The sequence below is a fragment of the Chryseobacterium sp. Leaf180 genome (assembly GCF_001424585.1).
In the GTDB taxonomy this organism is placed as follows: domain Bacteria; phylum Bacteroidota; class Bacteroidia; order Flavobacteriales; family Weeksellaceae; genus Chryseobacterium.
Genome location: NZ_LMPJ01000008.1, coordinates 43,570 through 66,278 on the forward strand (window position 1 = coordinate 43,570; position 22,709 = coordinate 66,278).

General features: G+C 39.3%; 19 protein-coding genes, 7 tRNA genes and 1 other RNA gene. 3 read left to right on the forward strand and 24 right to left on the reverse strand.

The annotated features are described in order from the left end of the window. Nucleotides 1-206 precede the first annotated feature (206 nt). From rplL to tuf, 9 genes are all read right to left on the reverse strand, one after another. Complete coding sequence (gene rplL, locus ASG01_RS07850) at nt 207-575, reverse strand: 50S ribosomal protein L7/L12 (protein ID WP_055862454.1); 369 nt, start codon at nt 573-575, stop codon at nt 207-209. A 48-nt stretch (nt 576-623) separates the two neighbouring features. Beyond that, nucleotides 624-1,208 carry a 50S ribosomal protein L10 gene (rplJ, locus tag ASG01_RS07855; RefSeq protein WP_055862455.1) on the reverse strand — a complete coding sequence of 195 codons (585 nt, stop codon included), beginning with the start codon at nt 1,206-1,208 and terminating at the stop codon, nt 624-626. 17 nt (nt 1,209-1,225) lie between these two features. Next, nucleotides 1,226-1,918: a 50S ribosomal protein L1 gene (rplA, locus tag ASG01_RS07860; protein ID WP_055862457.1), complete on the reverse strand. Its 693-nt coding sequence runs from the start codon at nt 1,916-1,918 to the stop codon at nt 1,226-1,228. A gap of 11 nt (nt 1,919-1,929) precedes the next feature. Further along, nucleotides 1,930-2,373: a 50S ribosomal protein L11 gene (gene rplK, locus ASG01_RS07865; protein ID WP_055862460.1), complete on the reverse strand. Its 444-nt coding sequence runs from the start codon at nt 2,371-2,373 to the stop codon at nt 1,930-1,932. 167 nt (nt 2,374-2,540) lie between these two features. Beyond that, entirely contained in the window at nt 2,541-3,413 is an 873-nt protein-coding gene (locus ASG01_RS07870) for a hypothetical protein (RefSeq protein WP_131725342.1), read from the reverse strand. Between the two features lie 104 nt (nt 3,414-3,517). Then, on the reverse strand, nt 3,518-4,060 hold the full coding sequence (gene nusG / locus ASG01_RS07875) for a transcription termination/antitermination protein NusG (protein ID WP_055862465.1): 543 nt from the start codon (nt 4,058-4,060) through the stop codon (nt 3,518-3,520). 18 nt (nt 4,061-4,078) lie between these two features. Then, a complete protein-coding gene (gene secE, locus ASG01_RS15710; protein ID WP_082498325.1) occupies nt 4,079-4,282 on the reverse strand; it encodes a preprotein translocase subunit SecE in 204 nt (67 codons plus the stop codon). A gap of 13 nt (nt 4,283-4,295) precedes the next feature. Continuing rightward, nucleotides 4,296-4,366: transfer RNA gene (locus ASG01_RS07880), tRNA-Trp, on the reverse strand. A 54-nt stretch (nt 4,367-4,420) separates the two neighbouring features. Beyond that, a complete protein-coding gene (gene tuf / locus ASG01_RS07885; RefSeq protein WP_055862467.1) occupies nt 4,421-5,635 on the reverse strand; it encodes an elongation factor Tu in 1,215 nt (404 codons plus the stop codon). A 244-nt stretch (nt 5,636-5,879) separates the two neighbouring features. On the opposite strand from tuf, the gene ASG01_RS07890 reads away from it, so the two are divergent. Continuing rightward, the gene (locus tag ASG01_RS07890; RefSeq protein WP_055862469.1) at nt 5,880-7,409 is read left to right on the forward strand and encodes a DUF4394 domain-containing protein; all 1,530 of its coding nucleotides are present in this window, start codon (nt 5,880-5,882) and stop codon (nt 7,407-7,409) included. A gap of 67 nt (nt 7,410-7,476) precedes the next feature. On the opposite strand, the gene ASG01_RS07895 is transcribed toward ASG01_RS07890, so the two are convergent. The 14 genes from ASG01_RS07895 to rpsU form a co-directional block, all read right to left on the reverse strand. Beyond that, nucleotides 7,477-10,578 carry an efflux RND transporter permease subunit gene (locus tag ASG01_RS07895; RefSeq protein ID WP_055862471.1) on the reverse strand — a complete coding sequence of 1,034 codons (3,102 nt, stop codon included), beginning with the start codon at nt 10,576-10,578 and terminating at the stop codon, nt 7,477-7,479. A 97-nt stretch (nt 10,579-10,675) separates the two neighbouring features. Further along, nucleotides 10,676-11,758 carry an efflux RND transporter periplasmic adaptor subunit gene (locus tag ASG01_RS07900; RefSeq protein ID WP_055862474.1) on the reverse strand — a complete coding sequence of 361 codons (1,083 nt, stop codon included), beginning with the start codon at nt 11,756-11,758 and terminating at the stop codon, nt 10,676-10,678. A 6-nt stretch (nt 11,759-11,764) separates the two neighbouring features. Further along, nucleotides 11,765-13,006: a TolC family protein gene (locus ASG01_RS07905; RefSeq protein ID WP_185097232.1), complete on the reverse strand. Its 1,242-nt coding sequence runs from the start codon at nt 13,004-13,006 to the stop codon at nt 11,765-11,767. A gap of 90 nt (nt 13,007-13,096) precedes the next feature. Then, complete coding sequence (locus ASG01_RS07910) at nt 13,097-14,461, reverse strand: ATP-binding protein (protein ID WP_055862475.1); 1,365 nt, start codon at nt 14,459-14,461, stop codon at nt 13,097-13,099. A 1-nt stretch (nt 14,462) separates the two neighbouring features. Further along, nucleotides 14,463-15,143, reverse strand: a complete 681-nt coding sequence (locus tag ASG01_RS07915; RefSeq protein ID WP_055862477.1) for a response regulator transcription factor — start codon at nt 15,141-15,143, stop codon at nt 14,463-14,465. A gap of 209 nt (nt 15,144-15,352) precedes the next feature. Further along, a tRNA-Thr gene (locus ASG01_RS07920) sits at nt 15,353-15,424 on the reverse strand. Nucleotides 15,425-15,467: 43 nt separating this feature from the next. Then, nucleotides 15,468-15,540 (reverse strand) — tRNA-Gly (locus tag ASG01_RS07925). An 80-nt stretch (nt 15,541-15,620) separates the two neighbouring features. Continuing rightward, nucleotides 15,621-15,700 (reverse strand) — tRNA-Tyr (locus ASG01_RS07930). Next, a tRNA-Thr gene (locus tag ASG01_RS07935) sits at nt 15,694-15,767 on the reverse strand. Before ASG01_RS07935 ends, ASG01_RS07930 begins: the two co-directional genes overlap by 7 nt. Nucleotides 15,768-15,860: 93 nt before the next feature. Then, nucleotides 15,861-15,933 (reverse strand) — tRNA-Gly (locus ASG01_RS07940). A gap of 82 nt (nt 15,934-16,015) precedes the next feature. Continuing rightward, a tRNA-Thr gene (locus tag ASG01_RS15980) sits at nt 16,016-16,142 on the reverse strand. Between the two features lie 112 nt (nt 16,143-16,254). After that, entirely contained in the window at nt 16,255-16,545 is a 291-nt protein-coding gene (locus tag ASG01_RS07950; RefSeq protein ID WP_055862479.1) for an HPF/RaiA family ribosome-associated protein, read from the reverse strand. After that, a complete protein-coding gene (locus ASG01_RS07955) occupies nt 16,542-17,429 on the reverse strand; it encodes a tyrosine-type recombinase/integrase (protein WP_055862481.1) in 888 nt (295 codons plus the stop codon). The genes ASG01_RS07950 and ASG01_RS07955 overlap by 4 nt, the downstream gene beginning before the upstream one ends. 82 nt (nt 17,430-17,511) lie before the next feature. Next, the gene (gene rpsU, locus ASG01_RS07960) at nt 17,512-17,709 is read right to left on the reverse strand and encodes a 30S ribosomal protein S21 (RefSeq protein WP_055862483.1); all 198 of its coding nucleotides are present in this window, start codon (nt 17,707-17,709) and stop codon (nt 17,512-17,514) included. A 351-nt stretch (nt 17,710-18,060) separates the two neighbouring features. Between rpsU and ASG01_RS07965 the strand changes: the two genes are divergently transcribed. Both ASG01_RS07965 and ssrA read left to right on the forward strand, forming a co-directional pair. Next, the gene (locus tag ASG01_RS07965) at nt 18,061-21,201 is read left to right on the forward strand and encodes a T9SS type B sorting domain-containing protein (RefSeq protein WP_055862486.1); all 3,141 of its coding nucleotides are present in this window, start codon (nt 18,061-18,063) and stop codon (nt 21,199-21,201) included. An 86-nt stretch (nt 21,202-21,287) separates the two neighbouring features. Beyond that, nucleotides 21,288-21,686, forward strand: a transfer-messenger RNA (tmRNA) gene (gene ssrA, locus ASG01_RS15715). 41 nt (nt 21,687-21,727) lie between these two features. On the opposite strand, the gene ASG01_RS07970 is transcribed toward ssrA, so the two are convergent. Beyond that, nucleotides 21,728-22,609: an SDR family oxidoreductase gene (locus ASG01_RS07970; RefSeq protein ID WP_055862488.1), complete on the reverse strand. Its 882-nt coding sequence runs from the start codon at nt 22,607-22,609 to the stop codon at nt 21,728-21,730. Nucleotides 22,610-22,709 lie beyond the last annotated feature (100 nt).

Consider the following 22,709-nt stretch of genomic DNA (forward strand, 5'->3'; position numbering starts at 1 on the left):
TACAATTATTGCAACGTGAAATTATAAATAATTACAAATTATAAATAATTATGTAACTGAATTAATAATTATAAAGCGAATAATTTAAATATTAAATAAACTATTAATTGATATTATTTAGTGTAATTCATTTTTTGATGAAAATTTTAAACAAAAAAAGCGGTAAAGAATAATCTTTACCGCTTCGTATCTGGAATAATTTAAAATTATTTCAATTCTACTTCAGCACCAGCTTCTTCAAGTTGCTTCTTAAGAGCTTCAGCTTCGTCTTTAGAGATACCAGTTTTGATCGCAGCAGGAGCTCCGTCTACGATATCTTTAGCTTCTTTAAGACCAGCACCAGTTAAATCTTTTACCAATTTAACGATAGCCAATTTAGAAGCACCAGCAGCTTTAAGGATTACGTCGAATTCTGTTTTTTCTTCAACAGCTTCGCCAGCTCCAGGACCAGCCATTACTACTGCAGCAGCAGCAGGCTCGATTCCGTACTCGTCTTTAAGGATAGTTGCTAATTCTTGAACGTCTTTTACTGTAAGGTTTACTAGCGTTTCAGCTAAATTTTTTAAATCTGACATTGTTGTAATGTTTTTGTTGATTGTTTTATTTAATTTTTTTTGAGAGTCTTATTCAGCAGCAGGAGTTTCTCCTTCTGCAGCAGCTTCCGGAGCATCAGCAGCTGGAGTTTCTTCCGCAGCAGGAGCAGCTTCTTCAGCTTTAGCTTCTGATGTTTCAGATTTGTTTTGAAGAGCCGAAACAACTCTTTGGATAGGAGACTGAAGCAATCCGATGATTTCACCGATCATTTCTTCTCTAGACTTGATGTTTACTAAGGCATCAAGATTATTGTCACCTACGTAGAAAGTTTCCTGTACGAAAGCTGATTTTAAAGCCGGCTTCTCTTCTTTTTTTCTGAAGTCTTTGATTAATTTTGCCGGAGCGTTAGCCGTTTCAGCAATCATTAATGCAGAGTTTCCTTTGAAAGTTTCAAACATTTCAGAGAAATCTACACCGTCGATCTGCTCCATTGCTTTCTGCAAAAGTGTATTTTTCACCACTTTTACTTTGATATTCTGCTTGAAAGCCTGTCTTCTGAAGTCTGAAGCTTTACCAGCGTTCAAACCTTCAAGATCTGCTACGTAAACTACTTTTGCATCCTGAAGCAAATCTTTGATCTCTTGTATCGCTACAACTTTTTGGTCTTTTGTCATTGTCTTAAGGATTATTATTAGTTAACAGCTTTAGTATCGATTGCAATACCAGGGCTCATTGTAGAAGACAAATAAATGCTTTTTACATAAACACCTTTAGCTGCAGTCGGTTTCATTTTAATCAAAGTAGAGATCAGTTCCTGAGCATTCTCTCTGATTTTGGCAGCATCAAAAGATACTTTACCAATACCAGCGTGAATAATTCCATATTTGTCTACTTTGAAATCAATTTTACCAGCTTTCACCTCAGTTACCGCTTTACCGATTTCCATAGTTACAGTACCTGATTTTGGATTTGGCATAAGACCTCTTGGTCCTAAAACTCTACCCAAAGGTCCCAGTTTACCCATAACTGCAGGCATAGTAACGATTACGTCAACATCCGTCCAACCTTCTTTTATTTTCTGTAAGTATTCGTCTAAACCTACGTAGTCTGCACCTGCTTCTCTCGCTTCAGCTTCTTTATCCGGAGTCACTAAAGCCAAAACTTTAACATCTTTACCGGTACCGTGAGGAAGAGATACTACACCTCTTACCATTTGGTTAGCTTTTCTTGGATCTACACCCAGTCTTACGGCGATATCTACAGAAGCATCAAACTTTGCTGTGTTCACCTCTTTCACAAGAGCAGAACCTTCTTCAAGGTTATAGATTCTTCCTTTTTCTACTTTGCTTACCGCTTCCTTTTGCTTTTTTGTCAATTTTGCCATCTTCTTCAGTATTAAGCGTTAGTTGGTTTAGTTCCTGTTACTCTTAATCCCATAGATCTGGCAGTTCCTGCAACCATTGAAAGTGCAGAATCCATTGTAAAGCAGTTTAAGTCGCTCATTTTATCTTCAGCGATTTTCTTTACTTGATCCCAAGATACAGAACCCACTTTGTTTCTGTTTGGTTCACCAGAGCCACCTTTGATTTTAGCCGCATCCATCAACTGGATTGCTGCAGGAGGAGTTTTGATAACGAATTCAAAAGATTTGTCTTCGTATACTGTAATTACTACAGGCAAAACTTGTCCTGGCTTATCTTGGGTTCTCCCGTTAAATTGCTTACAAAACTCCATGATGTTCACACCTGCAGAACCCAATGCCGGGCCTACTGGTGGAGAAGGGTTGGCAGCGCCACCTTTCACCTGAAGTTTTACCATTTTAAAGACTTTTTTAGCCATTTCTTTTTTTTTAAATTTGAATAATGAATGAGTTTGGAAGCATTATTATTCCGTAAGTCATTTGTTCTCACATCAAATGAGCCTACTTTTCGGACTGCAAAACTATGAAATTATTTTTAATTAGCAAACAATCAACGTTTTTAATTAAATAAAAATTTGAAAATCTTTTATTCTTTGTCGCTGAAAAAGTTTGGAGTCAGTTTATTTAAAGGAATCTGCACACCAATTCTGATCTGATTATATGGGAAATACCGGATTCCATACTGAAACTGTCCAAATATCTGAATTTTGTGCAGATCAAAACTTAATTTTGACGCATATACTAATGGCTGATCCCCATAATCTTCTACACGACGAATCCAGCCGTTATATCCCGAAACGGTATTTTCCCAGCGAATGTTTTTATGTCTAAGCATCAGTTTAAAACCATACATCAACGCATCGTCCTGCACATTAAGATTGGGTGTCTGTACATCCCAGGAGAAAAATCCTAGATCAGTAGAAAACCTGATTTCATCAAGAAATGCATTCTCAAGCTGGAAAGATTTTCCTACTTCCACATCGAAATAATAACCTGCTGTATCGAAAAAACGACGGTTATCAAAAGCATTTCCTGAAGCCGTTTTTAAAGTTGCATTCACGACAATTGCCGGTCTTTTTTCATTTTCAGATAAAACTTTAATTCTTGTCTGCATGTAAAAGTCGCCGGTTGCCACACCTTTGTTTTTCTGCATTGCTCTTCTTTGTACGATTTCATCGGTAACACTGTAATTTTCAATGGTCGTTTTCCAGAATTTTACCGAAACTTTTTCGGGAACCAAAGGAATTTCAGCCCGAACAAAATTTGAAATCGTCTGATCACCAAATCCGAAGTAATAATCACCCATAATTTCCAGCTGAGTTTCTTTTGGTATCGCCGCTCCTGTAAACTCAGGAACCGGATTGGCATTGGGACCAAAATAATTTGTGGTGTGGTGAATCAACTGAGATTTAAAAGCCGTTGAAATGACTGTAAACATCATTAATAAAATCCTCTTCATTATTTAAAATCAATTTATAAATCCAATTTTGGATCTTCATATGAAAATTTAAAATAAAAAAAACCAGTCTATAACAGACTGGTTTAGTATTTTTAAAGTTTATATTATACTTTCTCTACCTGCATGAAACTCAGTTCCATTGGAGTTTTTCTTCCAAAAATTAAAACAGAAACCTCTACTTTCTTCTTGTCTTCTAAGATTTTCTCTACAGTGCCATTGAAACCATTGAATGGTCCGTCGGTTACTTTCACGTTTTCGCCAACTACGAAAGGAATTTCTGCATCAGAAGCAAATTCTGAAAGTTCATCCATTCTACCCAACATTCTGTTAACCTCAGATTTTCTCATCGGTACAGGATCTCCTCCTTTAGTTAAACTTAAAAAAGAAATAACACCAGGAATATTTTTTATAACGTGAGGAATTTCTCCCATCAGATCTGCTTCTACCATCAGATAACCAGGATAGTAAGGTTTTTCCTTTGGTACTTTTTTTCCGTTTCTAAGCTGAATTACTTTTTCCATAGGTATTACCACTTGAGTAACATACTGCTCGAAGCCTAAACGCTTGATTTCTGTCTCAATGTAGTTTTTTACCTTATTTTCCTGTCCGCTGATTGCTTTCAGCACATACCATTTTAATTCGCTCATTATGGGAAAATACTTTTATTAGTTGAATGCGTTGATTAAGATCCCGATGATGTTGCTTATTGCCTTTGAAAACAATTCGTCTACACCAAAAGTAAATAACGCGAGGATGACAGTAGCAATGGTGACTACAATCGTTGAGGACTGTAGATCTGACCATTTTGGCCATTCAACTTTATATCTGAATTCGTTATAAGAACCTTTTAAAAATTCTACTAAGCTCATTAGTTTCTTTTTGCACGGGCACAAGGATTCGAACCCTGATCAACGGTGTTGGAGACCGGTATCCTACCATTGGACGATGCCCGTAGATTAAAAAAGTCCCGTAAGTTTCCTTACGGAACTATTATTATGTCTAGATAATTAGTCTAAGATTTCAGTTACCTGACCTGAACCAACTGTTCTACCTCCTTCTCTGATCGCAAATCTAAGACCTACGTTTAGAGCGATTGGCTGAAGCAATTCTACAGTGATCTCTAAGTTATCACCAGGCATTACCATCTCTACACCTTCTGGTAAGAAGATCTCACCTGTAACGTCTGTAGTTCTTACGTAGAACTGAGGACGGTATTTGTTGTGGAAAGGAGTGTGACGTCCACCTTCTTCTTTAGAAAGGATATATACAGATGCTTTAAGTTTTTTGTGTGGCTTCACAGAATCTTTCTTAGCGATTACCATACCTCTTTTGATGTCGGTTTTTTCAATACCTCTCAACAATAGACCTACGTTATCACCAGCTTCACCTCTGTCTAGGATTTTTCTGAACATCTCAACTCCTGTAATAGTAGAAGTCAATTTTTCATCACCCATACCTACGATATCTACAGGATCACCTGTGTTGATAATACCAGCTTCAATTCTACCAGTTGCTACAGTACCTCTACCTGTAATAGAGAATACATCTTCAATTGGCATCAAGAATGGCTTTTCAGTATCTCTTACCGGCTCTTCGATCCAAGTATCAACAGCATCCATCAATTCTTCAACTGATTTGAACCACTGATCGTCAGACTTAGCACCTCCTTCTGCAGTAGCAGCTGTAAGTGCACCAAGTGCAGAACCTTGAATTACTGGAGAGTTATCTCCGTCGAAATCATAAGTAGACAATAAGTCTCTCAATTCCATTTCAACAAGCTCCAAAAGCTCAGCATCATCTACCATGTCAACTTTGTTCATGAAAACAACGATTCTAGGTACGTTTACCTGACGACAAAGTAGGATATGCTCTCTAGTTTGAGGCATTGGTCCGTCTGTAGCAGCACATACAACGATAGCGCCATCCATCTGAGCAGCACCAGTTACCATGTTCTTAACATAGTCAGCGTGACCAGGACAGTCTACGTGAGCGTAATGTCTTTTTTCAGTTTCGTATTCGATGTGAGCAGTATTGATAGTAATCCCTCTTTCTTTTTCTTCAGGAGCAGAGTCAATAGCAGAGAAATCTTTTTTCTCAGCAAGACCTTTGCTCGCTAGTACAGCAGAAATAGCTGCAGTAAGTGTAGTTTTACCATGGTCAACGTGACCAATAGTACCAATGTTCAAGTGTGGTTTGTTACGATTAAACGTTTCCTTTGCCATGATTTAAAATTATTTTATTGTTGTTTTAATCAATTTTTCGGTGTGCAAATATAATGATTTTTTATATATTAAAACTTTTTTGAATAAAAACTTTTTAATATCATGTCTATAAAGCCACCATCTACCTTAATACTGTAAATGAAGTTGCAAATTTAAATAAAAATTTGAATAAAAAAAACACTCAGAAAACCAATGATTTTTTTTTCTCGTATGTATATTTGAATCATAACTAAAATTAAACGATATGAAAAAATTCTTACATCTTATGTTGGCTTCATGCCTTACCGCAGCACTTGTCTCGTGCGATGACGAATCTACAGTAATTGAAACTCCACCTACCACGGTAACTCCGGCTGTCGGACCGGATCTTTTAGTGTACGGTTTGAGTACATCAAACCAATTGGTAAGCTTTAACGCTAAAACACCCGGAACTTTAATTTCGACGATGAATATCACAGGTATCTCTGGCACAGAAAAGCTTATGAGTATCGATTTCAGACCTGCAACAGGTGAACTTTATGCAGTTTCTGATGCAAGTAAAATCTATGCAATTAATGCTAGTACAGCTGTTGCGAGACCAATTAATTCAACATCTTTTTCTCCAGCAATTAGTGGGACTTTTGCATCTATTGATTTTAATCCTACTGTCGACAGAATTAGACTGGTTACAAATACAGGGCAGAATCTAAGAATCAATCCAGAAAATCCTCTTATGGCGACTACAGGTGTTATTCAAGATGGTGGAGTTGCCAATACATCTTCTATATCGGGTGTTGCTTATACAAACAGTAAAGCAGGCGCATCCACAACTGTCTTATATGATCTTGACGCAACCAGCGGAAAATTGTTTAAGCAAGATCCGCCAAACAACGGTACGCTTGTAGAAGTTGGGAGTCTTGGAATAACTTTCACTGGTCAGGCTGCATTCGATATCAATCCTGATAACAGCGTAGCAATGATGGCTGCAACTGTTGGTAGTTCAAATTTACTTTATACAGTAGATTTGAGCACAGGAAAAGCTACAAATATCGGAATGCTTACGCAAAAATTGATAGACATCGCGATTCCTACAGATGTTGTTGCATATGCGGTTGATAATTCTAACACCCTTCAGATCTTCAATCCAGGATCAAGTGCTGCACCGGTTACAAAAGCGATTACTGGAATTCAGGGAGGAGAAAGTATTTTCGGAATTGATTTCAGACCTGTGAATGGTCAACTTTTCGCTCTAGGAAGTACCAGCAGAATATACAGTATCAATCTTGCTTCAGGTGCTGCTACACAGGTAGGATCACAGCTTAGTACTTTAATTAGTGGTACAGATTTCGGATTTGATTTTAATCCATCTGTAGACAGAATCAGAGTGGTAAGCAACACCGGACAGAATTTAAGAATTAATCCTGCTGACGCTACATTAACAGTTGATTCTCCGGTAAATGGCGTTTCTACCAATGCAATTGGCGCTGCAGCTTATAACAATAATATTCCTAATACAGCTACAACTACTTTATATACTATTGATCATAATACAGACATATTATATATTCAAACCCCGGCAAATTCAGGTACACAGGTTGCTGTGGGAAGTTTAGGCATCAACATCGGTTCTGCAAACGGTTTCGATATCGGTGGAGTAAGCGGCAGAGCATATCTTCTGGCAACTGTAGGTGCAGAAACCAGAATGTATAATGTAAATCTTACTACCGGAGCGACAACTTCCGTAGGTGCTTTCCCAAATCCTGTAAGAGGTTTTGCGATTGGTTTAGGATTCTAAAAACATAAAATCTTTATTTCAACGAGAATCCCGGGACTGTTTTCAGTTCCGGGATTTTTCTATTTAATTATTTTGCAATCTGCTTTTTATTTTTCCGGTTAAAAATCCAGAAAATAATCGGGAAAATTAATAAAGTTAAAACAGTCGCGGTAATAAGACCTCCGATGATGACAATCGCTAACGGTTTCTGAGATTCCGAGCCGATTCCTGTTGATAATGCTGCAGGTAAAAGTCCGATCGATGCCATCAAAGCCGTCATAATTACAGGCCGTGTTCTCGATTTTACACCATTCAAAACCGCATCATTCATCGGCATTCCGTCTTTTACATTCTGATGAAATTCGGTAATCAGAATCACCCCGTTTTGAATACAGATTCCCAGCAAAGCAATCATTCCAACACCTGCAGAAATCCCAAAATTCATCCCTGTGAGATGCAAAGCGATAATTCCGCCAATTAAAGCAAAAGGTACATTCGCCAAAACCAGAAACGAATCTTTCATGTTTCCAAAAAGAATGTACAGCAGGAAAAATATTCCTAAAATACTGATCGGAACGATTTCCGTCAATCTTTTTGTCGCGCGCTGTTGGTTTTCAAACTGACCGGTCCACCCTACTTTATAACCATCCGGAAGTTTAATTTTCGCAACATTTTTTTGCGCGTCAGCAATTGTCCCGCCCAAATCACGGTCACGAATCGAGAATTTTATCCCGATATAACGCTTGATATCATCTCTGTAAATAAACGCGGCACCATTATTCTTCTCAATTTTCCCAATCTCTTTCATTGGAACCATCGTTCCGTCCTGCGTCGGAACCATCAGCGAAGCAATATCTTTTTCATCTTTCCTGAATTCCTGAGAATATCTCAGCCGGATCGGAAATTTTCTTTCGCCGTCATACATTTCAGACGCTGTTTTTCCGCCAAAAGCCATTTCCAGAACGGTCTGCGCATCTTCCGGCATTACACCGTATGCCGCCATTTTATTCCGATCCCAAACTACATTTACTTCCGGTTGGCCGATATTTTTAATAATCCCGGCATCACGAACACCGTCCACATCTTTTATTGATTTCAAAACGCTATCTGCCAGTTCATCTAAAGTCTGAAGATTGTCACCGTAAAGTTTAATTCCGTTTTCAGCTTTAAATCCGGCAACTGCCTCTGCCACGTTATCCGAAATCGGCTGAGAATAATTAAACGTAATTCCCTGATAGCTGCTCAGTTTTTTATCAATTTCCTCCGTCAACTGCTCGTATGTAATTTTCCGCGTCCACTCATCTTTATCCTTTAAATTTACTGCAAACTGCACAAAACCAAATCCGTTCGGGTCGGTTCCGTCGTTACTTCGTCCTGTTTGCGCCAAAACATCGGTCACCTCCGGAACGCTCATAATGTCTTTTTTCAATAAATCTGCCGTCTTCAGAGATTCTTTTAACGACGAACTCATCGGCATTTCGGCAGTAATCCACAGCGAACCTTCGTTTAGCTGAGGTAAAAATTCTGTTCCTAAAAATTTTGCTGAAAATAAAATCACCGCCACAAATGCGATAGAAACCATCAGACTGATTTTCTTGTTTCTGAAGGTGAAACTGAAACCTTTCAAAACAATTCTGTCCCAGAAATTTACAAAAGGATTGTTTTTCTCCTTTACGTTTTTATTTAAAAGTAAATGCGTGAGAACAGGAACTAACGTTAGCGTAAAAATCAACGCGCCGATCAATGCAAAACCAAGCGTAAATGCGAGCGGCGAAAACATTTTTCCTTCCACTTTCTGAAACGCAAAAATCGGAATCAGCGATGTGATGATAATTAATTTGGAGAAGAAAATTGCTTTTCCCAAGCCTGTTCCGGTTTGTTTTATCCAACCGGCTTTTGCCATTTTGTTGAATCTTTCCGGTCCGTACTTTTTCGCTTTATGATCGAGCATTACAAAAATCCCTTCGACCATGACGACAGCTCCATCAATGATAATTCCAAAATCTACTGCTCCTAGTGACAATAAATTGGCGCTCATCCCGCAAAGTTTCAAACATAAAAATGCGAAAAGCAACGACAGCGGAATAATGATGGAAACGGTAAGCGTTGTGCGCCAGTCGGCCATGAAAATCAAAACGATTACCGTAACCAGAATGATTCCTTCCAGCAAATTGTGCATTACTGTTTCTGTCGTGAAATCCATGAGATGATCGCGGTCGTAGAATGTGACCATTTTTACATCTTTTGGGAGAATCTTTTCGTTCAGCTCGGCAATTTTAGCTTTCATATTCACCAAAACTTCACGAGGATTTTCGCCTTTCCGCATCACAACAATCCCTTCTACGGTATCATTCTGACCGTTTAATCCAGCCTGACCAACCCTCGGAAGCGAACTCTCATGAACTTCAGCCACATTTCTCACCAAAACCGGATTGCCATTGTCATTCTGAATCGTAATATTCCCAATGTCATCAGTCGTCTGCACCAATCCAATCCCGCGTACAACGTATGCCTGACCGTTTTTCTCAATGACATCACCGCCGACATTCAGATTACTTTTCGTCACCGCTTCATAAACTTCCAGCGGCGTAAGTTTGTATTTATCCAGAGCCCGCGGATCAATGCTCAGCTCATAAACTTTATCTTGTCCGCCAAAAACATTCACATCAGCAACCCCAGGAACACCACGAAGCGCACGGTCAATCACCCAGTTCTGCAGTGTCAAAAGTTCCCGCGAATCTTTCGTTTTACTTTCTAAAGTATATCTGAAAATCTCGCCTGTCGGTCCGTAAGGCGGCTGTACTTCAGGATCGATTCCTTCTGGAAGACTGATGTTCCGCAATTGATTATTGACCATGTTCCGGGCAAACATATCGTCTACTCCGTCGTCAAAAAGAATTTTTACAATAGAAAGCCCGAACATCGTCGTACTCCTGACGCTTGTTTTTTTCTGAACCGGACTCATCGCAAGCTCAATGGGTGTCGTCACGAAACGTTCAACTTCTTCAGCACTTCTTCCGTCCCACTGCGTGATGATGACGATCTGTGTATTCGTTACATCCGGAAACGCCTCGATCGGCATATTTTTAAAACTGATAAATCCCGCGACTGCCAAAATACCGACCCAGACGAAAGTAAAGGCTTTGTTTTTCAGCGAAAAGGAGATGATATTTTTAATGAATTTATTCATTGAATAGATTTTAGATGAAACATTTCAGACCTTAAACTGTCTGGAAAAACAGTTCATATCTTATTTTCGAATGGTAAATTTCTGTAAACTCCTGCGTTTAGTTTTTCAGCGAACGGTAAATTAAAAGCTGATTGTTGGTAATCACTTTTTCACCTTCAGCAAGACCGTCTTTGATGTAAGTAGCGTCGCCATACTGTTTGCCAACCTCGATTTCCCTGATTTTTACATCCGTTCTTGATTTAAAAACCACCACATAACTTCTGTTATCGTCAAAAATCACGGCTTTCGAAGGAATTGCTATCGCTTTTTCATTTTCAGATTTTGAAACTTTTACTGTCGCCTTGCTGTCCGGAATTAACAATTCATCGGCATTATCAAGCACTACGCGCGCCTGCATCGCATTGGTTTCAGGATTGATTATTTTAAAAATTTTATCAATTTTTCCGTTAAAATTTTTATCCGGATAAGACAATGTGGAAACTTGCGCCGGCATTCCGATGCTTATTTTATCAATATCAGATTCGTTGATATTCATGATCGCCCAGACGTTTTTGTTATTCGCTACATCAAAAATATTTTCACTGCGGTCACTTCTCAGCTGCATATCTTTATTGATGTCTTTGTGCACTATATAACCGCTGATCGGCGCAATGACGCTGTAGATATTTCCGTTTTTTACGTTATAAACCGCGCTTACGGCATTTGATCTTCGCAGCTGATCTTCGGCTTTCTGCACCTGACTTTTTGCTTCCAAAACCTCTCTTTCCGTCGTCAGTTTTCCTTCATACATCTCACGTGCGACACGCAGACTGTTTTTCGCCACAACAAGATCTGTACGTGCGTCGCTGATGTCTTTCTGAATCTCCGCTAATTCTGTACTTCGGATCGTCGCCAAAACCTGACCTTTCCGCACATAATCTCCCAGTTCAACATTAACGCTCATCACATTGCCGCCAACCAACGGATAAACGTCGATGTAGGAATTGGCATCCACCGCGATTTTTCCGTAAAAACTGTAAGAATTTTCAATGTTTTGAAACTCTGCTACAGCCGTCTTGATCGAAGCCAGCATCTGGTTGCTCAGCTCAAAACCTTTTGGCTGAACCGCCGTCTTCTTTTCTTCCTTTGAGCATGAGCAAATGCTGAGCGCTGCTAAAAATGCGTAAAATATATTTTTCATCTTTTTTTAATAGAAAATTTTAGTTTGTACCAATTGATTGAGCTGCTCTGCAGAAAGCAGAAGCTCAGTTTTGAGATCATAAATCTGCAGAGCCGTTTGCCGGTAACTATCCATAAAGTCTGCAAATTCGATCAGACTTACGTTTCCGTTTCTGAAATTTTTTACCATTCCTTCATATACGAGATCATGATTTTCGAGATCCTCGCTTTTAATGCTGAGCAACTGCTGATATTGGCTTTCCCACGTTTTGTAAGCAGCGTGAACTTTGGTTTCGAGATCGAGTTTATGATACTCTGCTTTCAGCTGATTCTGTCGAATCGCAAAATCTGCCTTCTGCACATTTCCTTTATTCACTTTCCAAAGCGGCAGCGGAATGGCAATTTTAAGGTTGATTTCATTATTAAAAGTTCCCGATGCCTGATCGTATTCTGCACCGATATTCAAATCCGGAACATTGAGCGACCGTTGCCACTGTGCGAAAAGCTTGGCATTATCAATCAATTTCAGATAAAAAAGATAATCAGAATTATTTTCAAGCGCTTTTCTTTTCAACACTGAAACATCACCGAAAGGCTGCACAGCGATCATATTTTTAATCTCTTCATCCGAAATTTCGGGATCGAGATCGTCTGAAAGTCCAGTCAGCAGTTTTAAACCCTGCTCAAGTTCAGCCATTTCTTTAGAAATTTCTACGCGGTCATTTCCAAGCTGAATCACGATGCTCTGCAGCCGCACTTCATCTTTCAGCGAAACATTTCCTTTTTTCAGCTGCGTTTTGTACGATTTCAAAAGGTCATTCAGATAACCAAGCTGACGTTCGGTATTGGCAAGTTTTAATTTTTCAAAATAAAGATCGAAAAAATTGGCGCGAAGCTGCGACCGGAGATCGACAAGAAGCTGAGCAAACTGCAGCTGAGAAAGCTCTTTATTAGATTTCGCAAAAGCGATTTCATTCTTCTTTTTTCCGCCCATGTAAATGAGCTGTGTAATTTCGGCGCCTTTCGCGCGGCCGGCATCAAAAACCCTGTGATCCTGAGGATTTATGGCGTTAATGTAACCGCTCACCTGAGGAAGTTCCCAGATTTTAGCCTGAAGAATATCGGCATCGGCCATGCTTACGCTGTACTGCTCGGCGAGCAGCTGAAGATTATTTTCCTGAAAAGCCAATTCGCAGTCTGCGAGTGACATCTGGCGCTGTGCCGACACACCCGTAGAAAGCACAACGCACAAAGCGGCAAATCTGTTCATTGTTTTATATTTAATGACAAAAATGCTGTGCGGCGATTAAAACGACCTTAAATAAGCCTTAAAATAATGTTAAAATCTGAGAATTTGATATTATTTTGTAAATATGACTATGAATAAATTGAGATTTTCCTTTGGCGACATGTAGGAAATTTCGGCGTTGTGATATTCCAGAATACGCTTTACGATGCGCAAGCCTAGACCAGAACCGGAAATATTCTGAGAGTTTTTTCCACGCATAAAAGCTTCGAAAAGTTTTGGCTGGTCTTCCGGTAAAATTGTCGGGCCTTCGGAAGAAATCTGTACGGTGAGCTGTTTTTGGTTTTCGGTAATTAAAATTTCTGCCTGCGCATTATCAGAATAAACAGCTGCGTTTTTCAGGAGATTGATAAAAACGATGTTAAGAAGCGCGGCAACTCCTGGAACAGTAAGAAAGGCATAATCTTCAGTTTCCTCAGAAATCTGAAAATCCATTTTTAGCGAAGGATAATTTTTTACAACCAAATCAAACGCTTCAAAAATCACTTCATCAATTCGGACTTTCTCAAAAATATCCTGAATATTTTCTTTGTCAAATTTTGTAAGCAACAAAAGCGAATTGGTAAGATCAGAAAGCTGGAAAACGTCTTTCAGCATCTGCCGCAGTGCCAGCAAAGTTTCCGGGCTGTGCTGCTCAAGTTTAATGAGATTTTCAAGCTGAAAAGCCATTCTCGTAATTGGCGTACGGATTTCGTGCGACGCGCTCGCAGAAAAATCCTTTTGCGACTGGAAAACGTCATTCAGTTTTGCGATCATCGTGTTGAAAGACAGTGCGAGAACTCCAATCTCATCGTTGGACTGTTTTATTTTCACCTGCGTAGCGAGTTTATGCGCTGTAACTTCAGAGATTTCTTTATTAAGATCTTCCAAAGGCCGCAAAAATTTTCCCATGAAATAATAGGAGAAAAGCCCGATCAAAAGTGTACAGGTGATAAACGCGGTGATGAGAAGATATTTTAGATATTCAAGCTTCGATTTTCCGTTGGTGTCGTACGCGCTGGTGAGAATGTAGTAAGTTTCTCCATTAATGAATTTTCGGGCAGCGTAAATTTCGGGCGTATTTTCTTCGCTGTAAAAGGTTTTGTTTTTTTCAAGAATTTTTAAAATCTCTGCGTCCCAACTTACATTACGGTCTTTGATCGTACTGTAAATTAGTTGCTTTTGATCATTAAAGATCAGAATTTTCTCGTCTAAGAGAATGTTGTCAGAATTTTCGCTGAAGAAAAGTGGCGCTTCGTTTTCAAAATCTTTAGACTGAGAAATAAACCGCGAAGTAAACTCAAGCCTTTGACGAAAGCGTTCTTTAAACTCTTCCCGGCGAAAATCATCAAAAGAAAAATAAACCATCACCAAAACGATCCCAAAAAGCAGGGAAAAAATAATACTGATGGTGAGCGCGATTTTTCTTTTCAGCGACATTTTACACGTGATTTAAATAATATCCGAACCCGGAACGCGTGTGAATGAGTTTCACCTTAAAATCTTTGTCGATCTTTTTGCGGAGGAAATTAATATAAACTTCAACGGTGTTGGTATTCGTGTTGAAATGATGTTCCCACACATTTTCTGTAATCTGCTGTTTAGATACGGTTCTTCCCTGAGCTTCTGCTAAATAGGTGAGCAGCTGAAATTCTTTCAGAGTAAGCGCAATTTCCTGTCCCGCGCGGAACACTTTCTGCTCGGTTTTGTTGATCATCAAATCATCAATTACGATCAAATCCTGATCACTGTTTTCTGAAGGAAGTTTTCTGCGAAGCAGAGAATTCATTCTCAAAAGCAATTCTTCAAACTGAAATGGCTTTACCAGATAATCATCAGCAAGCCTTGAAAAAGCATCTTTTTTATCTGAAATATCGCCGTAAGCAGAGATGATAATGATGGGCGTGGTTTTGTCAAACGAACGGATCGTCTGGCAGACATCTAGACCGTTAATTTTCGGCACGTTGATATCCAAAAGGTAAAAGTCGTACGTATTCCCCTGAATCTTTCGCAAAAAACTGTCGCCATCATACACTTTATCGCACACGAAGTGGTTTGATTCTAAAAACTTACAAAGTTCAGCAGACAAAATAAGGTCGTCTTCCAGCAGGAGAATTTTCATACAGATGATATTTCAAACGAATTTACAGCTTTTAAATGAAAATTTTTTCTCTGCTAAATGATGTTTAAAAATAAAAAACACCGGGAGAAGCTTTAGATAAAGATATAATAGAAAGTTTTGTGAGAACTTTTAGAACAAATTAAAATATTCTTAAAAATCAAAATAGTGATTTTAACCAAAAAAAGTACACTTTTTCAGTGTACTTTCTGAGCCAACTACGGGACTTGAACCCGTGACCTCTTCCTTACCAAGGAAGCACTCTACCGCTGAGCTAAGTCGGCATTAAAATAAAAAAATCACGCTTAGGAAAAGGTGATTTTTTTGAGCGGAAGACGAGGGTCGAACTCGCGACATTCAGCTTGGAAGGCTGACGCTCTACCAACTGAGCTACTTCCGCAATTTTGTTTCCAAAATTATTGGTAAACGTGTACAAACGAAAAGTAAACTTTATGTCTGCAACTTTTTTAATATAAAATGTGGGGAGAGCAGGATTCGAACCTACGAAGCCGAAGCAACTGAGTTACAGTCAGTCCCATTTAGCCACTCTGGAAGCCTCCAGAGGGACTCGAACCCACGACCTGCTGATTACAAATCAGCTGCTCTAGCCAACTGAGCTATGGAGGCAATTTAATAAAAAACTGAAGGCCATCAGAGAAATGCTACTCTGTGCTGCATCAGCAGTAAAAAAGATCACGCGTTGCAACGGGCGATTTTTTGAGCGGAAGACGAGGGTCGAACTCGCGACATTCAGCTTGGAAGGCTGACGCTCTACCAACTGAGCTACTTCCGCAATTTTGTATCCAAAACTGTTGGTAAACGTGTGCAAACTTAACAAAAACCGTTTTTATCTGCAACTTTTTTAATATAAAATGTGGGGAGAGCAGGATTCGAACCTACGAAGCCGAAGCAACTGAGTTACAGTCAGTCCCATTTAGCCACTCTGGACTCGAACCCACGACCTGCTGATTACAAATCAGCTGCTCTAGCCAGCTGAGCTACGGAGGCAAATAAAAAAGATTTCAAAAGATCGATGTTCCTTTTTGCGAGTGCAAATATAGAACAGATTTTTTGAAATCTCCAAGTTTTTTTTAATCTTTTTGGCGATTATTTTTTAAGCCAGTTCTTTTTTCTTGATTAACAGTTTCTTAGCCGCATCTACGCACAAATCTAAACTTTCTTCAAAACTGGTTGTTGTCTTTTTTACCACAATATCATCACCAGGCACAGCCAAAATAAGCTCCGCATTTTTGTTGGCTTTATCTGAGTGATTTTCTACTCTGAGAATGACTTTGCAGTCGTGAATCTTGTCATAAAAAGTTTCCAGTTTACTTACTTTTTTTTCGATGTGAGACTCCAGTGGTTCGTGTGGAGTCAATCCGATTGACTGTACGGTAATCTTCATAATTCTTCTTTTTTTGCGGCTCGTGGATGAGCCAGATTAAACACTTTTTTCAACTGTTCTATATTGGCATTGGTGTAGACCTGCGTACTTGCGAGGCTGCTGTGACCCAATATTTTCTTTACTTTCGAAATCTCTGCACCGTTATTCAAAACATGAGTGGCAAAACTGTGCCTCAGCATGTGCGGGCTCTTTTTATCCTTCGTAGTGACCAAACTAAGGTACTTATTAACCGTGGTATAAACAAATTTTTCACCAATTTTCCGTCCTTTTTTTGAGACGAAGAAATAACTTTTATGATCTTCCAAAGGATTTCTGATATCAGAATATTTCGCCAAAAGCTCTACAAGCTCCTCAGAAATTGGAATAAATCGTTCTTTATTTCCTTTTCCGTGCACCTTTATCTGAGCATCCTGAAAGCTAATATCTTCAAATTTTAAGCCACAAAGTTCAGCTTTACGCATGCCGGTTTGATACAAAACTTCGATCAGAGCACGCTCCATAAGCGAGTCTGCATCGCTATCATAATATTGCTGAAGGTCTTCCATCTCGTCTGCAGAAATGGGTGATTGTTTTTCAGGATAAAATTTTAAAGAAGATATATTTTCGATTGGCGACATCGAAATTTCACCAAGTTTTAAAAGAAAAAGAAAAAAACTGCGGAGTGAAGAGATTTTCCGGTTGATGCTGCGTTTAGAAAAATTCTGTTCGCTGAGGTCGGCGATAAAATTCCGGATGATTTTTTTATCAGCTTTAAAGAAATTTTCAGAACCTTCAGACTTGAGATAAAACAGTTCAAAATCCTTCAAATCTTTCCTGTAACTTGCCACGGTGTGCGGCGAATACCTTTTTTCGTGCTCAATATATTCCAAAAATTTCTCTCGCATAACCTCATCATTAAAAACAAAAAATCACTCCTCAAATATAGTAATTTAAGAAGTGATCGTGTATGTGAAGAAGAAAATTTTATTAAGCCTGCTCTTCTTTGCTTAAATTTACCTGCTTGTAAGCAGCTTTAAGTCTTGACTGTCTCAAAGTTACAGAAGGCTTTATGAAAGCCTGTCTTTTTCTTAATTGACGAACAGTACCTGTCTTATCAAATTTTCTTTTATATTTTTTAAGTGCTCTGTCGATAGACTCTCCGTCTTTTACTGGAATTATTAACATATATTACATCTCATTTTGGATTGCAAAAGTACATAATTTTTTATTTAAACCGCAAAACTTATCGAGACAATTCATAAAAATTTATAAAAAACTATCTTTCAGCATTTTAAATCTAGAAATTAATAATGTTAAATTTAAAAAGAAAATGCAACAGATAAAGTTGGAAAAATCTAATTTTGCATTTGAGATAAGGATTCTTTTCAGGCTAATAAAATACTAATAACCAAACTTCTAAGACTTTCACTTTCTTCATATATACTACGATTAATTGTGTCATTTTTTGCATAAAGGCAGATTATACAATTTTATTCAATCTATATTCTTAATAAATAATCTTCATACCTGAACCATATGATAAAAAAACTACTCTTTTTTTTCTTTGTCGCCTTCTCTGTTCTCTCAAATGCTCAGGAAGACTGCGTGACAGCGATCACAGTTTGCGGAAATTCAAACATCAATTATACACCTGCGGGAATCGGAAATATCAACGAAAATCTTGGAAACTGTCTTTCTGGGGAACATCATTCGGTTTGGTATAAATTTACGATCGCAACGAGCGGAACTTTAACATTTAATCTTGTTCCAACCGGACCTGTGGATTACGACTGGGCGATCTACGGTCCAAATAAATCCTGCAGTAATCTTGGAACCGCTATTCGCTGCAACGCATCGGGAGATTTCGGGAGTACAGGAATGACGATGACGAATACCAACACGACTTCGGGCGCAGGAAATACCGATCCGTACTGCAAATACATGGATGTGGTGGCCGGACAAACGTACTATCTTTATCTTGATAACTGGTCGAGCACGGTTTATACTTTTAATCTGACCTGGGGCGGAACAGCGACTTTTATATCACCGTTTACCAATCCTGCGATTTCTCCAAATCCTTTTATTCCGCCAGGCGTTCCTGGTACGACTACAGGCGCTCCGAGAGAAATAAATATCTGCGGAAGTTCTACGGTTTACAATTTCAGTACACTTACTCCAGGAATTTTAAACGGAAACGCCAATTTTTCGGTAAATTATTACAGTTCGGCAAATAATGCAGCGACGGGAACCAATCCGATTCTTACGCCGATTACAGTTAATGCAAATGCAACGTATTATTACACGATCAGTTATCTCGATCCAGCGAACCCGAATAATTCCGCAAATGCTTGCAAGCAAACCAATACGATTATTTTTAAAGATAAAAGTCTGACGGCGAGCATTACGGCATCCTCAACAGTTTTATGCCCGAACGGAAACATCACTTTAACCTCAAACAGCTCCACCGGCAACACTTGGTCTACAGGCGCAACAACGCAATCGATTACCGTAACAACTCCGGGCAATTATACTCTGACAAGAACCAACGGCATCTGCACAAGTCCGGTCGCTTCTGTTAATATTACACAGGATACAAATCCGAATGTGCAGATTACGGGGAATTTATTTCTGTGCGAAAATTCTTCTACAACACTTACAGCAACTTCGAACGGCACCGGAAATACGTATCTGTGGTCGACGACTGCTACTACGCCTTCTATAAATGTCACCGCTCCCGGAACATACACAGTAACAGTAAAAACTCCTGCAAATTGTCTTTATAATCAGTCGGTAACGGTTGGACAAGGAGTTGTACCGAACATTATAAGCACCAATTTTACAACGTGTTCAGCGACGCCGAATGCTTTGTTTGATTTGATTCTATTACAAAGTCAAATCAGTTCTACGCCTGGTCTGACTTTCGATTTTTATTTAAATCAAAGTGATGCATTGGCCGGAAATTCAGCGACAATTCCAAATCCCAGCACATTTACTTCAACCGGAGGAACTATTTATGTACGAATCAAATCTACAACCTGCGCAAAAGTAGTAGCGGTAAACTTAAGTGTTACCATAAAACCAATCGCACAAATTACTGCATCATCAATGGTAATCTGTGGAAATTCTTCCGTTACTTTAACATCAAATTCTGCAACAGGAAATCTTTGGTCAACTGGTGCTACAACTCAGTCGATTACGGTTTCTTCGCCTGGAATTTACACTTTAACGGTTAGTGGCAACAATACTTACTGCACCAGCGATGCCGCTTCCATCAATATTTTCCAAGACGCAGACCCAGATGTGCAGATTTCCGGAGCGCTTATTTTCTGTCAGGGAACACCTACGACCCTTAACGCAACAGCCAACGGAGTAGGAAACAGTTTTTTATGGTCAAACGGCGCTACGACTTCATCTATTGATGTTAATTCGGCAGGAACTTATACCGTTACGGTAACTACGGTAAATGGATGTACATTTACAAAATCTACAGTTGTAACAATGGATCCGGCAATTACCATCAATATCAATCCGCCAACACAGATCGACTGTTCGCAGGCGCAAATTACTTTAAACGCTACTTCTTCTGTTTATCATTCGGGCGCAACTTTTCTCTGGACGACTTCCGGAGGAAATATAGTATCTGGCGGCAACACCTTGACTCCGGTTGTGAATAACAGTGGTATTTATACTTTAACCATTACAAGCCCCACATTGAACGGCTGTTCAAAACAGGCTTCAGTTACAGTTATTAAAAACAATACGCCGCCTGCAATCAGCGTTTCTGCAAGCCAATTGAAAATCTGCAAAGGAAGTTCTGTGACATTAACAGCGACAGGCGCAATCACTTATAACTGGACAGGATTGCCCGGAACAGGAAGTTCGCAAACCGTTTTTCCTACTGGCACAACAACGTATACCGTAACAGGAACCGGCGCGAATGGCTGTACGGCAGCTCCGGTGAGCATTACAATTACAGTCGTACCGGAAATTTCTTCGACACTGCAGAATATTGAGATATGTAAAGGAGAAAAAGGAATTCTGGATGCGGGAGCAGGACCAGATTATATCTACAACTGGAGTACAGGCGCGACAACACGAACAATTACAGTAACTACAGAAGGAAATTACAGTGTCACGATAAGTAACGGTGTTTGCTCTAAAACCTTTACTGCTGTAGTAAATTACATCACGACGCCTTTGATAAAAGAAATTATTTATAGCAATCCAAATCTTACGATTATTGCTCAAAACAGCGGGAATCTTTCATTGCAGTACTCGATTGATGGTGGTGTGAGCTGGCAGAATTCTAATGTTTTTACTGTTCTTAAAAATACACAGTATTCAATAAAAGTAAGAAATACGGGCGCACTTTGTGAAACTTCAAGTGAATATTACACGTTTTTTATGAATAACGTCATCACGCCAAACAGTGACGGTAAAAATGATGTTATTGATTTTAGCGAAATCAGCAGATTCAGCAAATTTGAAGGCAGTATTTTCGACCGCTATGGCAAAACTGTTTTTAAAGCAGACAGTAAAAATAAAGTCTGGAACGGAACTTACATCGGCAGACCTTTACCCACCGGAACGTATTGGTATAAAATGACGTGGGAAGAAAGTATTACAAAGAAAACCATAGAACTCACAGGATGGATTTTGCTGAAAAACCGGGATTAAATCTTCTGGTTTTAATTTAATTATGGAAAGCATCTGCATTAATCTGAATATTTTAAAAGATTTTATTAACTTTGCTGATTCAAATTGGGGTTGACTGGTTTCGACAGCAAGATCAATGGGTAAGTAAGCATGCAGAGAACCGTAGCGCGATCTCTTAAATCCCTTGCTACACACTTTTAACTGGCAACGAAGAGTTCGCTCTTGCAGCTTAATCTGAATAAAGTAGGATTTCAAGCGTTTTCCCGAAGATAGTAAGGAAGCAGGATGTCCCACAAATGCTCTGTTCTGCGGCGTTTGATTCTGGGATATAGTAATGCAGAAATAAGGTTTTGGAAGCTTTGGTCAAAACTCGAAAATTTCAGAAGCTAAGCCGAAAATTGGGTGTCTGTGCTCTGTTTAGGTCGAAAATCAATTGCAGAATAAGCATGTAGAAGGCTTATGTATTGCTTGTTTGGACGAGGGTTCGAATCCCTCCAACTCCACAAAAAAATCCGTTGAAATTTTCAACGGATTTTTTTATTTATATTCAATTCGATTTCTTTGCTTTAATCATTGCCTCGAGCGTGTCCCACATTTCCTGCGGAATATCTTCCAGCATATTAAATTCGCCAGCGCCCTGCAGCCACTCGCCACCATCGATGGTTACGACCTCTCCATTTACAAAAGCGGAAAAATCAGAAACTAAATACGCTGCGAGATTTGCCAATTCCTGATGTTCCCCGACTCTTTTGAGCGGATTTTTTTTTGCTAAATCAAACTGATCTTTCATATCACCAGGCAATAGTCTGTCCCAGGCGCCTTTTGTAGGAAACGGTCCGGGAGCAATCGCATTGAAACGGATGTTGTATTTTCCCCACTCCACGGCCAGACTTCGTGTCATTGCCAAAACTCCGGCTTTTGCACAGGCAGACGGAACCACGTAGGCCGAGCCCGTCCAGGCGTAAGTGGTGACAATATTTAAAACCGTTCCGGGGATTTTATTATCAATCCAGTATTTACCGATAGAAAGCGTGCAGTTTTTTGTTCCCTTTAAAACAATATCTAAAATAGAATCGAAAGCGGAATGTGTTAACCGTTCGGTTGGAGAGATAAAATTTCCGGCTGCGTTATTCAATAGAATATCAATTTTCCCAAATTCCTTCAGAGTTGCTTCTTTCATGGCTTCTACCTCATCCCAGTTTCGCACATCGCAGGCAACGCAGAGAACTTTCCCGCCGGTTTGCGCTTCTAATTCTTTCGCGGTAATCTGTAATTTTTCGAGATTTCGGGAGGTGATGACGACTTTTGCACCAAGCTGAAGATAATATTTCGTCATGGCTTTTCCGAGACCGCTTCCGCCGCCGGTAACGATGGCGACTTTACCTTTGAGTGCGTCTTCACGAAGCATTGGTTGCGTGTACATATTCATAATTACTGAGATTTTATTTTTTAAAAATTGATTAAAGGTAAAATTTTATCGGCTACCGTTTCGGCGGCGGCTTCGCCGCCGCCGAAACCCAAACCAAACA

Coding starts and splice junctions, on each gene's coding strand:
- secE (WP_082498325.1), bottom strand. CDS start 4,282: ATGAGCTTAGTAGAATTTTTAAAAGGTTCTTATAACGAATTCAGATAT.
- ASG01_RS07950 (WP_055862479.1), bottom strand. CDS start 16,545: ATGAAGATTACCGTACAGTCAATCGGATTGACTCCACACGAACCACTG.
- rpsU (WP_055862483.1), bottom strand. CDS start 17,709: ATGTTAATAATTCCAGTAAAAGACGGAGAGTCTATCGACAGAGCACTT.
- ASG01_RS07955 (WP_055862481.1), bottom strand. CDS start 17,429: ATGCGAGAGAAATTTTTGGAATATATTGAGCACGAAAAAAGGTATTCG.
- ASG01_RS07895 (WP_055862471.1), bottom strand. CDS start 10,578: ATGAATAAATTCATTAAAAATATCATCTCCTTTTCGCTGAAAAACAAA.
- ASG01_RS07970 (WP_055862488.1), bottom strand. CDS start 22,609: ATGAATATGTACACGCAACCAATGCTTCGTGAAGACGCACTCAAAGGT.
- rplL (WP_055862454.1), bottom strand. CDS start 575: ATGTCAGATTTAAAAAATTTAGCTGAAACGCTAGTAAACCTTACAGTA.
- rplJ (WP_055862455.1), bottom strand. CDS start 1,208: ATGACAAAAGACCAAAAAGTTGTAGCGATACAAGAGATCAAAGATTTG.
- rplK (WP_055862460.1), bottom strand. CDS start 2,373: ATGGCTAAAAAAGTCTTTAAAATGGTAAAACTTCAGGTGAAAGGTGGC.
- tuf (WP_055862467.1), bottom strand. CDS start 5,635: ATGGCAAAGGAAACGTTTAATCGTAACAAACCACACTTGAACATTGGT.
- ASG01_RS07905 (WP_185097232.1), bottom strand. CDS start 13,006: ATGAACAGATTTGCCGCTTTGTGCGTTGTGCTTTCTACGGGTGTGTCG.
- ASG01_RS07965 (WP_055862486.1), top strand. CDS start 18,061: ATGATAAAAAAACTACTCTTTTTTTTCTTTGTCGCCTTCTCTGTTCTC.
- ASG01_RS07900 (WP_055862474.1), bottom strand. CDS start 11,758: ATGAAAAATATATTTTACGCATTTTTAGCAGCGCTCAGCATTTGCTCA.
- nusG (WP_055862465.1), bottom strand. CDS start 4,060: ATGAGCGAATTAAAATGGTATGTGCTGAAAGCAATCAGCGGACAGGAA.
- ASG01_RS07910 (WP_055862475.1), bottom strand. CDS start 14,461: ATGTCGCTGAAAAGAAAAATCGCGCTCACCATCAGTATTATTTTTTCC.
- rplA (WP_055862457.1), bottom strand. CDS start 1,918: ATGGCAAAATTGACAAAAAAGCAAAAGGAAGCGGTAAGCAAAGTAGAA.
- ASG01_RS07890 (WP_055862469.1), top strand. CDS start 5,880: ATGAAAAAATTCTTACATCTTATGTTGGCTTCATGCCTTACCGCAGCA.
- ASG01_RS07870 (WP_131725342.1), bottom strand. CDS start 3,413: ATGAAGAGGATTTTATTAATGATGTTTACAGTCATTTCAACGGCTTTT.
- ASG01_RS07915 (WP_055862477.1), bottom strand. CDS start 15,143: ATGAAAATTCTCCTGCTGGAAGACGACCTTATTTTGTCTGCTGAACTT.